Here is a 12,391-nt window from a genome sequence, read left to right as displayed (position 1 = left end):
AACCGGTCGTTTGGATCAGTGTGGCACATGGGTTCTGGCGAGTACTGCACAATGCGATTATTGTGCTGCCGCGACTGAGGGCAATGCGCCACTCTGCCACCATGACAGAGTGAGAGTCACCGCTGTTAGCACGCCTGGGATCACGGAAGTTCATGAAGTTGGCGGACCCTTGACCAAGCTGGATCACACTCTCTCAATTGCGCCCATGATGGACTGGACGAAGAGTTCAAGCATGACAGATGGTTAGAGAGCTTTGTGTGCAGTATGTTCGCGCCAGGAGAGCCAAAAAGGTCCACGTTTATTCAAGCCACAGACTCGTGATCTGAAGGTCGCAGACTCAAACCCTGTCCTTGCAATCCTCTCAAATTGACAAGCCCCGTCCGCCTTGACTTCAGCAAGGTCTTCAGGGGATCGCCGCGCTGAAAAGATAGCCGGCGCCGTGCACTGTGACGATCCATTCCGGAGACTTCGGATCGGTTTCTATGTGCTTTCTCAGCCGAGCGACCAGAACGTCGATCGAACGGTCGTTGTGAGACCACTCGCGCTGGCAGATGCTGCGCGTCAGCAAAGTCCGGTCCAGGACCTCGCCGGGGCGGGTCAGGAACACAGCAAGCAGCCGGGCCTCGGCCGAAGTCAGTTGGCGCGTTTTGCCATCCGCAATCAGCCGGCGTGTCGTCTGAATCAGCTTGAAAGGACCGTGCTCGATTTCCTGGGTGCTCACCGGGAGCAGCGAGACTTCGCGTGCAACGAGCAGGTTTCGGATACGCAGGATGATCTCGGAGGCGCTGAACGGCTTGGCAATATAGTCCTGTGCGCCAAGCCCTAATCCAAGCGTCCGATCATGCTGGTCATCCATCACGCTCAGTATTATGACCGGGCAGCCGGACTTCTCTTTCACCGCTTGAAGAAGGAGCAGGCCGTCCGCATCCGGCAGCCGGCGATCTAGTATGACGAGGTCCCAAGGGCCCTGGCGCAGCCGTTGCTCGGCTTCCTCCGAACTGTTGGCGCCGCTGACGTCGTAGCCTTCCGCCAGGAGCGTTTCGCGCAACAGAACCTGTACGACCGGATCGTCGTCCACTACCAGAATGCGGTTCCGGTGTCGGTTTCCGACCGGACGCCGTTGTGTCAATGCCGCCTGCGGGATCATCCGGCAACCTCCGCCGCCAGGATGCGCGCCTGGCCTGGTGCGGCCTGCAGCTGCGGGCCAAGGCGCGCCTGCCATGTTGAAAGGTCCGGTTGGTTCTGCCCGTAGCGGCACTCCAGCTCAAGGTCTCGGAGTGATGCAGCCAGGCCGGTGATCCCCATCACCGCACAGCTGCTGGCGACTCGGTGAGCCTGCTCGGCCAGGCGACTTAAGTCGCCGCGCTCCATCGCACTGCTGAGCTTCGCAACTTCGTTGTCCCATTGGGCGGTGAAGGCTTCCGCCATGGCATCGACAACGCGGGGCGACAGTTCCGACAGGCTGCAGGGTGTATCCAACTTCTGTGGACTGGAAGGAACCGGCGATGGCAGTGGCCCTGGCGCCCGCACGGCGGCGGCCAAGTCCGCACCGGCAATCGGTTTGGCTAAAAGGGCATCGAATGGGTGGCCGCCCTCACAGGCCCTTTCCACCATGTCCGCATTGGCCGTCAAGGCGACAAAGCGCGGGTTGGCCGTCTTCGCAAGGTTGCTTCGAAGGCCGGAGACCAGTGTTGCGCCGTCTCCGTCGGAAAGATGATAGTCGACGACGAAGACGTCGAAAGCGCTGGCTTTGGTGTAGTTCAGCGCATCGGCAACGCTTGCCGCCTCGGTCACTGTAATGCCGTCGCGTCTCAACTGGTCCGCGGTCACCATTCTGCTGATTTGATCGTCATCCACCAGCAGGCAACTCAGTTGATCCGATTTGGGGATGGCATAGGACGTTTCGGGCCTCGTGGTCATGTCCGTTGTGGCTTGGTTCCTGAGGTACTCATAGGGAAGGTCGAACCAGAATGCCGCGCCCCCGGCGCGGCGGCTCCGGAAGCCGATCGACCCGCCCATCGCTTCGATCAGCCGCCTGGAGATGGCCAGGCCCAAGCCCGCGCCGCTGCTGCTTGCTGTCCCGGGCGAGCGCGCTCCGAAGGGTTCGAAGAGCATCTCCGCATCGCCGGGCAGGATGCCCCGGCCGTTGTCCAGGACTTCAAATCTCAGGAAGCGTTGTTCCAGGACCGACCGGCGGCGGCGCACGGCGATGGTAACGCCATCGCCGCAATCGTGGCGGATCGCGTTCGAAACTAGGTTGGTCAACACCTGCTGGGTCATTTCCCAATCGATCACGACGGAATGCGGCAGGTTACGGGCAACGGACAGGGACACGGGCACCTTGGCCCGGCGCGCCCAGACGGAGGCGAAATGGCCGTACTCCTTGAGAACGGCGTGCAGGCTACAGGGCTGTGGCGTAGGCTTTGGTGGCCTTGCCTCAAGCCGCGAGAAATCGAGCACCTTGTTGAGAGTCTGTAGCAGATGGCGGCCCGCGGTTTCGATCGCATCGACGTAGGGCCCTTGACACTCGCTGTCAGCCTCGCGCAAGAGCTCGCTGGCGCCCAGTACGCCATGCAGGGGGGTGCGTATCTCGTGGCTCATGGTGGCGAGGAAGGTCGACATGGCGCGGCGTGCGCGCTCGGCATCCTCCGTCGCACGGCGATGGGTCGTAACGTCGTGAAGGATCACGACGTAGCCGAGTTCGGTATTGTCGAGCGCATCGTGAATGCCGCGTTCGCGCAGGTCGAAACACATTGGTCCCCGACGCGTGTCGAGCCAGATCGAACGGTCATCGCCTTCGCCGGCCGGCGCTGCCATTCTCAGGACTTCTTCCAGCGGTGTCCTGCGGCCCCGCATGGAAGTCAGGTAGACGATCTCTCCGGCATTGGCCTCGCCGACGAAAAGCTCCGCGGCGGCTTGATTTGCGTTCACCAGGCGCCGTTGCCTATTCAGCAGAAAGGCCGGATCACGCAAACTCTCGAAGACTGAAAAGTAACGGTCCTTGTCGAGCGCAACACTGCGTGCCCGCGCCTGCAACTCCATCAGCCTTTCGTCTTCCGTGGCTTCGGCCCAATCGGCGCCAACGCTCAGCTCAGCCGCATCAAAGAATCCCTGTAGCCGATCGCGTGCCAGCCCCCTAGAGGCGGTCTCGGCCGGGAGATCAGCCAAGGTATCTAGGTAGAGGTTCCTGAAGTGCTTGAAGAGCCCGAGGTAGAGCTGCAGCGTCACGCCCATGGAGCGGTGGCGCATGGCGACCTCGCGCAGCAACGTGAAGCGCGGATCGCGCTGAAAATCGAGTTCGGCCTCTGGTTTGATGATCAGGGCCGCTTCGCTGGCCAGATAGGTGGCCAGGCATTCGTTCAGCGTGTCGATCGCCTCGATCCAAGCCGCTCGGATTGTCGTGGTGTACTGCGCGTAGCCATAATCCTTGGCAACCTGGATCGCCTGGTCGACCAGCACTTCGCGTTTGTCGCGAAAAAACCCGGGCAGCACCGCCGAACAGCGCAACACCGCACCGCTTCTCGCAAGATCCTGATCCACACGGCATGACATCTTGGTGTTTTAGGGCCGACGACGGCCCCTCCCCAGATGTTCTTGGTTGCCCCAACTACAGCACTCCCTGCGCATCACCGCAATCATGCAGGGGGTCCAGATTACACTCGGTTTACAATTTTTCACATGACCATAGCCTTCCGGAACGCGCTTCTGGCTATCCTTTGCGGAACGAATGCGATCCGTCGCCTGAGGTGCAGCTTCCCACAGCGGCCTCCGAAATGACGGCCGGCCAAGGGGAGGAGAGGACATGCTGCGGGTCAAACGCCGCGATTTCCTGAAGGCATCGAGTCTTGCTGGCGCCGGGGTGCTGGCGTCCAACAATGCTTGGTCGCTCAATCGCCTGGAGCCGATTGGCGATACCTTGGATGAGGAATACCCCTATCGCGACTGGGAGGACCTCTACCGCCGCGAGTTCACTTGGGAGAAGGTCGGCAAGGCCGCACACTGCATCAACTGTGTCGGGAACTGCGCTTTCGACGTTTTTGTGAAGGACGGCATCGTCCTGCGCGAGGAGCAGCTCGCCAAATATCCGCAGATCAACCCCAACGTGCCGGACGCTAATCCCCGCGGTTGCCAGAAGGGCGCGATCCACTCATCGGCGATGTACGAGGGGGACCGTCTGCGCTATCCGCTGAAGCGCGCCGGCGCTCGCGGCGAAGGCAAGTGGCAGCGTGTTTCCTGGGACGAGATCGCCGAAGAAATCGCCGACAAGATTATCGACATCTTCGAGAAGTACGGGCCCGGGAAGATGATGACCCATACCGGCTCCGGCAACCTCTCCATGGTCCGTCTTGCGGCGCCCTACCGCTTTGCCTCTCTGCTGGGCGGTGTGCAGCTTGACATCTTCACCGACGTCGGCGACCTCAACACCGGTGCCCATCTGGCCTACGGCAATCCATTGGAGAGTTTTACCTCCGACGCCTGGTTCGATGCGGACTACATCATGATGTCGCTGTTCAATCCGAATGCGACGCGTATCCCCGACGCCCACTATGTCTGGGAGGCAAAGTACAACGGCGCGCGCGTGGTCTCCGTGGCGCCCGACTACAATCCCTCATCGATCCACGCCGATCTCTGGCTGCCGATCAAGCAGGGCGCCGATCCCTTCCTCGCGATGGCCTTCGTCAACGTGATCATCGAAGAGGGGCTGTACAAGCCGGACTTCGTGAAGGAGCAGACCGACCTGACGGTGCTGGTGCGCCAGGACAACGGCATGATGCTGCGCGAAGCCGATCTCAAGGACGGCGGTTCGGACCAGGTCTTCTACCACTGGGACCTGAAGAGCGGCGCCGCGGTCGCGATAAAGGGCTCTATGGGCGCTGAGGAAAAGACGCTTGCACTTGGTGGCGCGGACCCCGCTATCGAGGGCAGTTTCGAGGTCGCGGGGATCACCGTCACCACCGTCTTCGAAAAGGTGCGGGCCGAGGCGGCCAAGTTCACGCCAGAGGCAACCGAGGTCGACACCGGCATCGAAGCGCAAACCGTACGCCGGGAAGCGCGTCTTTTCGCCAAAGCCCGCAAAGCGATCCTGATGACCGGCTTCAACATCGGGCGTTACTCCAACGGCATATTCACCGGCTGGGCCCAGGCCTTGATGCTGGCGTTGACCGGCCATGGCGGGAAGGCCGGCGGGCTCGATACATCCTGGATCGAATGGAATCACGGCAAACTTCTGGAACTCGCCCTCTTTGGATTCCAGAAGTTTCCACGCCTGGAGGCCGGCGGCCTCGGTGAGTTCCTGCGCGGACATATGATCGATCATGCGCGACAGCATTTCGACAACGAGAAGCTCAAGGCGCGCGTCGGTTTCGACATCGACGAGATGGAGGCGATGATCGACGAATCCGTGTCGGAGGGCTGGATGCCCTACCATGGCGACATGAAGGGTTTGATCTCCATCGCCGACAACAAGTTCCGGCGCAACAAGCATGCCGACAAGTACCGTGAACGCATTCTCGAGGAGGTGCAGGAGCTCTTCGTCAACATCAACATTCGCATGGATTCGACCGCGCAGTGGGCCGACTATCTGCTGCCGGCGGCCAGCCACTACGAGGCCTGGGACCTCCGCTCTGTCGGATTCCACCGCTTCGTCAATGTCTTCTCCCGGCCCGTCGACCCGATCGGTGAAGCAAGGCCCGACTGGGAAATCATGGTGCTTCTAAGCAAGAAGATACAGGAGCGCGCCCTTGCCCGCGGTGTCGGCGCCTATCAAGACGGGAACGTCAGCCGCGATCTGCACACCATCCACGATGACTTCACCATGGGCGGTACACTGCTGACCGACTACGACGCCACCAAGTGGCTGGTCGACAACAGCCCGGAGTTCGGCGGCGTGAACCTGGAGGAAGGCGCTGAGCAGGGCTTCTTCGTGATGAGCGCGGCGGGTGGTGCCAACCAGCCGATACCTGCCGACGAGCCTTACAATCCCTTTGTCGCCCAGGTCGAGGGCAAGAAGCCCTATGACACCCTGACCGGACGCATCACTTTTTACTGCGATCACCCGCGCTTCATGAAATTGGGTGCGGCTACGCCCACGGCACGCCACCATGCAGGGCGCGAAGCCTCGAACTATCCGCTGTCGTTCTATTCGCCGCACACCCGCTGGGGCATTCATTCGAACTGGCGGTCGAACAAGTTCATGATGCGGCTGCAGCGCGGCGAACCCAACATCTACATCAGCCCTAAGCTGGCAGCCGCGCGCGGCATCGTCGACGGCGGCCGCGTTCGGGTCTTCAACGGTATCGGGGAGTTCTTCGCCCAGGCCAAGTTCTATCCAAGCATACCGGAAAGCTCGATCATGATGGAACACGGCTGGGAGCCCCATCAGTACGAGCAGGGCAAACCCATGAACAATGCCATGGCGACACTGATTCAGCCGTTGGAGCTCTGCGGCGGATGGGGACACCTGGGCTTCAAGCTTTGGAAGTACAACGCCAACCAACTGGCGCATGAGAGCAGCGTAGATGTCGAGCCGGCCTAAGCCGATGGATGACATGGTGCTCCGAAGGGGATCTGGGGAGGAACGGAAATGGCTGTGAAACGTCAGCTCAGCATGGTCATGGACCTGAACAAATGTATCGGCTGCCACACCTGCACCTCCGCCTGCAAGCTGCAATGGACCAACCGCAACGGCCGGGAGTACATGTACTGGAACAACGTCGAAACCATGCCGGGTACGGGCTATCCCCGCGACTACGCGAAGATGGGCGGCGGTTTCGATGAAGACGGCGCCCTGAGGCTCGGCCAGGAGCCCAGCGCCGAGGACTATGGTGTGCCCTGGGAGTACAACTACGAAGAAGCGCTGATGACCGGCACGGACCCATGGCTGCGTCCCAACGTCAAACCCACCTGGGGGGCCAACTGGGACGAGGACCAGGGCGAGGGCGACTATCCCAACAGCTATTATTTTTACCTACCACGGCTTTGTAACCACTGTGAGAATCCGGCCTGCCTGGCGGCCTGTTCGCGCAACGCGATATACAAGCGCCAGGAAGACGGAATCGTTCTGATCGATCAGGAGCGCTGCCGCGGCTACCGCTACTGTGTCGGCGCCTGCCCCTACAAGAAGGTCTATTTCAACGAGGAAATCTCGAAGTCGGAGAAGTGCATATTCTGCTATCCGCGTATCGAGAAGGGTCTGCCCACCGCCTGCGCGAAACAGTGCGTCGGGCGTATTCGATGGATCGGCTATCGCGACGATGAAGCGGGTCCGATCCATCTGTTGGTCGAGAAGTACAAGGTGGCATTGCCGCTGCATCCGGAGTGGGGCACCAAGCCGAACGTCTTCTACGTACCGCCGCTGTCGCCGCCAAAGATCGATGACGACGGCGCGCCGATGGCGGAATCGCGGGTGCCGATCGACTATCTCGAAGGCCTGTTCGGCGACGGCGTCCAGTCGGCGCTCGACACCTTGAGCCGCGAGCGGCAGAAGAAAGCCGAGGGCGGCGAGAGCGAATTGATGGATACGCTGATCGGCTACCGCCATGCCGAGATGTTCAAGCTGAGCTGAGGGCGCGGCGGTGTCTGCACCACGAACGCACGCGCGCCCGGCAGGGGATTCAGCCGCGCGGGCCGCGGCGAAGGAGACGATCTGGCGGCTCGCGGCCATCGCCCTGGGGCATCCGGCTCCGGAGCTGCAGAAGGCGCTTGAAAGCGGCGCTTTCCATGCCGCCTTGAACGACGCCTGGCTCGCGGTGACGGGGCGGGCTTGGCCCAAGCGCGCGCCTTCAGTCGACTTCGCGGCCCTGGAATCCGGCTATATCGCGGCCTTCCTCCATGGGCCAAAGGGCAAACCGGTTGCCCCTCTGTTGGCCGGCGACCATGAGCGGCTGCTGGCGGGGCACGCCCGCCCGGTCTTCATGCTGAACATTGCCGCCTTCTACCGGCATTTTGGCTTGCAGGCGGCGGAGACCGACGAGGGCCGTGCAGACGAGCCCGATCACTTGGCCAGCATGCTCGAGTTCATGGCGGTGTTGGCGCATCTGGAGGCGCAGGCGCTCCGCCGGAATCGCGATCCCGCGGCCTATCGGCGAGCGCAGCGCGATTTTCTGCGCCGCTATCTCTGTCCGCTGCTCCGCGCCGTGGCTGATTGCCTGCGCGGCTGGCCGGTCGAATCGTTGGACGAGACCATCGGGCAACTCGTCGCAGACCTGCCGGACTGGGCGGACCACCAGGCTGCCGAACTGGAAGCCCGGGTCGGGCGCTACCGCGATCCGGACGCCGCGACCGCCGCCCGCGTCGAAGGAGCACAGAGCCGTGATACCGCCGCCGCCCGCGTCGTCGATCAGAACCTCTGGGGATAGGAGAGTCCAATGACAGCAATCCCTCCGCGCGGTCTTGCTGCCGTGATCTATGCGGTCTCCGCCTTTGCTGCCGCCGCGCCTGTCTTCGGCGACAGTATCGTCGAAGCGAACGTAAAGGCGCTTGGTCCCGGCGATGAGGTCGCGGTGTCGCGGATTCCCGATGGCATCTATCTGCGCTCGGTCAACGACCCGGATGACACCATCTGGGAGCGTTTGCCGGAGTACCGAACGAGGCTGGCCCCGGCACCGCCGGTCCACGAGTCCGTCGCTCTGAGATTGGACGAGGATGCGCCCGGGATGGATGTCTATTTCAGCCTGGCGCGGACCTCGGAGCGCTTCTATGTGCGTCTTCGCTGGCGTGACGACAGCCGCGATGCCGCCACCTTGCATGATCGCTTCCGCGACGGCGCGGCGGTACAGTTTGCGATCGGCGACGAGGAGACCTCCTACATCATGGGCAGCGGTCCGGAGGCACCGGTGAATATCTGGTATTGGCGATCGGACGAGAACTCGGTTGAAAGCCTTGCCGCCGGCGGGCCGGGCAGCACGACGCGGCTCGACGCACAGCCGGTCAGCGGCGACAGTCGGTATCAGACCGGGGAGGAGGCCCCGGCCAACCAATGGGTTGTCGTCATGTCGCGGCCGATCGCCGCGGCGGGTGAGCACCAGGTTTCCTTTGATCGCCCGCAGGTCCCCATTGCTTTCGCGCTTTGGCAGGGCAGGAATGGCGAGCGGGACGGCTTGAAGAGCGTTTCCGAGGACTGGATCCTCGTCAATCTAGCCGCAAGGTAGGGCCGCGCCATGGCACTCGCAGACAAACTCGCGGCCATCGATTGCGGCCTTGGCTACGCCTGTCAGTTCTGCCCGCAAGAGGATGTCTGCGCCCTCGACAAGCCCCATCACAACCGGGTGCTGATCGAAAACCGCCTAGCCGAGATCGATCAGATCATCCTTGTGCTAGCCAACAAGGGCGGTGTCGGCAAGAGCACGGTCTCCGCCAACCTTGCCGCCGGCCTTGCCGGGCGCGGCTTCAAGGTGGGTGTTGCCGACGCCGATGTCCACGGACCGAACCAAAGCCGCTTCTTCGGCTTCGCGGGCGAGCACGTGCGCCTGGGTGATAGCGGTTTGGCGACCCGGGACTATGCCGATCCCGCGATGGCGCAGCCGGTCAAGGTCGGTTCCCTGGCGTTTCTGCTGGAGAGCGACGATACACCGGTGGTGTGGCGCGATGCCTACAAGCATGACTTCGTGCATCACCTTGCAGGTTCGTTCGACTGGGGACCCTTGGACTTCCTGATCGTCGACATGCCGCCCGGCACCGGCAACGAACTGATCACGCTCTGCGACATGCTCGAGGGCGCCAATGTGTCGGCCTTGTTGGTCACCACGCCACAGGCGGTCGCGCTGATGGACAGCATGAAGGCGGCAAGGTTCTGTCATGAGCGTGGCCTGCCCATACTCGGCGTCGTGGAGAACATGGCGGGCATGGTCTGTCCGCACTGCGCGGGCGAGATCCACATCTTTCCGAACGCCGATCTGGAAAGCCGCCTCGCCGAGGCCGCCGTCGAGACGGTCGCCCGTGTCCCGCTGGCAATCGAACTGGCCTCAGCGTCCGACGACGGCGCGCCGTTGGTCATCTCCGCGCCCGAGAGCGCCGCCGCCAAGGCTTTCGCGCCGGCTGTCGATGCCTGCGCGGCCCTTGGCCGGGCTGACTTCGACGGCGCTGTCGCCCATGCTCTCGACGATGTCTTTGCGGAGAACCTGCGTGCCGACACACTCGAAGAAGCCTTGGCCGAACTCGATCCCTTGGCGCAGGCTGAGATGCGGGATGCGGTGACCAGCTTGCTCGGTGAAGAGGCCGCGCGGCTTCATGACGCTGCGTCGGCCGGTGAGCAAAAACGCGGTCAGTCATGAGCGCCGCTACCGCGACCGCTGGAAAAAGCCGACGCCGCCTGTTCAGCGACCTGCTCCGCGCCGACCCGGAGGATCCGCGCCGCAGCCCATGGAAGGCGATCGAGGGACTGGCCGCCGGCCCGGGCGATGTCTTCTGGTCCGGCTGGGCGTCCGACGGCGAGGTCTTTGTGGTCGGCGATGAGGGCACGGTTTTCCACTTCGCCGACGCTGTCTGGCGCCGAGTCGCGGCGCCCGCGCCGGTGCCGATCCATGCAATCTGGGGGCCTTCCCGCGACAATCTTTTTTCGGTCGGCTGGATGGGCTCGATCTTTGCCTTTGACGGCACGGAGTGGCGGTTGCTACGTGGCTGCGTCGTTGGAGAGAACGGCAAGTACGCTGCGGTCGAGGAGAACACGCCGCTGTTCGACCTGACCGGTGATGGCACGGGGCGGCTCTGGGCAGTCGGTGACGACGGCACCATCCTGGCCTGCCGGGACGGCGACTGGCAGCGTGAGGAGAGCGGCACCCGCGCCCACCTGCGCGCCATCGCGCGCCTGCCCGATGGCCGCCTGTTTGCTGCGGGAGGCGACGGTGCATTCCTCACCAGTTCGGGCGACGGCAACTGGGAGTCCCTCGAATGCCCGCTGCGCACCGGCTTTCAGACCGCGCTGGCCCTGGGGTCCGACGAGCTGCTGTTGGCGGGCGGGCGCTACTTCGTGGACTGCAACGGCTTTCGCGGCGATCTGCTGCGCTGGCGCGCCGGCCGCTACGAGACGCTGAAGGCCGAGCAACCGCTTTCCCGCCTGCGTGCCCTGGCCGCCTATCGCGACGGGGCGCTGGCGGTTGGTGACAAGGGCCAGATCTACTTCATCAGGGGCAGCCGGGTGGACCGGCTGGAGAGCGCCACCGGGAACGATCTGATGGGTATCGTGCCGCTGCCGACGGGGGAAGCCCTGGCGGTCGGTGACTTTGGCACGGCGATGACGGCGGCGCCGGACTTCCATGAAGCGATCGCGGTACCGAACATCGGTCATGGCGAGGCCCTGCCTGCCTGGGAGCCCATGGACAGCGGGCTTGACCGCCAGCTCTGGGGTCTCTGGAACGACGCCGCTGCCGGCGCGCTTTACGCCTGTGGTGAGGAGGGGGTCGTGTTGCGCTTCGATGGCGTGCGCTGGGAGGCCTTGCCGCCTGCCGGCGCGCTGGGGCTGCATTGCCTCTGCGATGCCGGCGACGGGGGACTGCTGGCCGCGGGGCAATTGGGTGAGATCCATCACTTCGACGGCACCACGTGGCGCAAGCACTTCGACCTGCATGTGGATGTCACGATCCTGTCGCTATGGGCCGGCGGTGCCGGCGAGGTTTTCGCCGTGGGCGACGAGGGGCTTGTTCTGCACTGGGATGGGGCAAGCTGGGAACGCATGACCAGCGGCACAAAGTCGGCCCTCTACGGCCTCTGGGGCCGAGACCCGGAACATCTGCTGGCGGTCGGCGACTTCGGCATGATTCTACGTTGGAACGGCGCGCGCTGGGACGAGTTCCATGCCGGCACAGAGAACTTTCTCTTCGACGTCTGGGGCGATGGTCTCGACAACATCTTTATTGTCGGCTTGTCCGGTACCATCGGTCATTTCGACGGACGGCGTTGGGCCTTGACCCCGGCGCGGGCGCGATCCGATCTCTTGGCCATTTCCGGTGGCGAAGGCGGCGTTTTCGCGGTCGGCGCAGGCGGCACGGCCCTCCACCACGCCGGGCGGGATTGGCGCCTTGACGCAACCGGCTTCGATGGCGGCCTGCGCGCGGTCGCGGCAGATGGGTCGCAGGGCGTTTTTGCCGCCGGCGACGGTGGCACCATCCTGCGGCGGCGCGGCGCTGACTTCGCTGGGTCATAGCCTGCCCCAAAACCGGCCTTAGACGCAGAGTCCAATTGTCGGGACTTGAGTGAATCTTGCCCCCGCAACAAGCAAAACACCCGGCCCAGAGCTGGGTGTTTTTGACGATAGCAGCTTGCTTGCCGTGCTCTACGCAGTTCGGTGTTGTGCCCCATGCGCATGCGATGGCTCGGATCGCCAGTACCGTAGCGGCGGCGATAGTGACCCTGGGTCGGCTTCAGGTGTCCTGGGTCAAAACAGGGATTTCTCTCC

8 protein-coding genes are annotated in these 12,391 nt (G+C 63.3%); 6 read left to right on the top strand and 2 right to left on the bottom strand.

Going from position 1 to position 12,391, the window contains the following annotated elements; translation table 11 throughout:
• Window positions 1-403: 403 nt before the first annotated feature.
• Together ACP146_RS18220 and ACP146_RS18215 are read right to left on the bottom strand one after the other, a co-directional pair.
• Window positions 404-1,147 carry a response regulator gene (locus tag ACP146_RS18220; RefSeq protein ID WP_422368173.1) on the bottom strand — a complete coding sequence of 248 codons (744 nt, stop codon included), beginning with the start codon at window positions 1,145-1,147 and terminating at the stop codon, window positions 404-406.
• Complete coding sequence (locus ACP146_RS18215; protein ID WP_422368172.1) at window positions 1,144-3,540, bottom strand: ATP-binding protein; 2,397 nt, start codon at window positions 3,538-3,540, stop codon at window positions 1,144-1,146. The genes ACP146_RS18220 and ACP146_RS18215 overlap by 4 nt, the downstream gene beginning before the upstream one ends.
• A 262-nt stretch (window positions 3,541-3,802) precedes the next feature.
• On the opposite strand from ACP146_RS18215, the gene ACP146_RS18210 reads away from it, so the two are divergent.
• From ACP146_RS18210 to ACP146_RS18185, 6 genes are read left to right on the top strand one after another with little or no spacing between them, the layout of a single operon-like run.
• Window positions 3,803-6,535, top strand: a complete 2,733-nt coding sequence (locus tag ACP146_RS18210; protein ID WP_422368171.1) for a molybdopterin-dependent oxidoreductase — start codon at window positions 3,803-3,805, stop codon at window positions 6,533-6,535.
• A gap of 48 nt (window positions 6,536-6,583) precedes the next feature.
• Window positions 6,584-7,564: a chlorate reductase subunit beta gene (gene clrB, locus ACP146_RS18205; RefSeq protein ID WP_422368170.1), complete on the top strand. Its 981-nt coding sequence runs from the start codon at window positions 6,584-6,586 to the stop codon at window positions 7,562-7,564.
• A gap of 10 nt (window positions 7,565-7,574) precedes the next feature.
• On the top strand, window positions 7,575-8,357 hold the full coding sequence (locus ACP146_RS18200) for a molecular chaperone TorD family protein (RefSeq protein ID WP_422368169.1): 783 nt from the start codon (window positions 7,575-7,577) through the stop codon (window positions 8,355-8,357).
• 9 nt (window positions 8,358-8,366) lie between these two features.
• On the top strand, window positions 8,367-9,149 hold the full coding sequence (locus ACP146_RS18195) for an ethylbenzene dehydrogenase-related protein (RefSeq protein WP_422368168.1): 783 nt from the start codon (window positions 8,367-8,369) through the stop codon (window positions 9,147-9,149).
• Window positions 9,150-9,158: 9 nt separating this feature from the next.
• Window positions 9,159-10,271, top strand: a complete 1,113-nt coding sequence (locus tag ACP146_RS18190) for a P-loop NTPase (protein ID WP_422368167.1) — start codon at window positions 9,159-9,161, stop codon at window positions 10,269-10,271.
• Window positions 10,268-12,139, top strand: coding sequence for a hypothetical protein (locus ACP146_RS18185; RefSeq protein ID WP_422368166.1), 1,872 nt, complete (start codon window positions 10,268-10,270; stop codon window positions 12,137-12,139). Before ACP146_RS18190 ends, ACP146_RS18185 begins: the two co-directional genes overlap by 4 nt.
• The last annotated feature ends 252 nt before the right edge of the window (window positions 12,140-12,391 follow it).

The sequence above is a fragment of the Pelagibius sp. genome (assembly GCF_965249265.1).
In the GTDB taxonomy this organism is placed as follows: Bacteria; Pseudomonadota; Alphaproteobacteria; order Kiloniellales; family Kiloniellaceae; genus Pelagibius.
The sequence above is the reverse complement of the archived record's forward strand: the minus strand, read 5'-3'. Positions and strand labels throughout refer to the sequence as shown.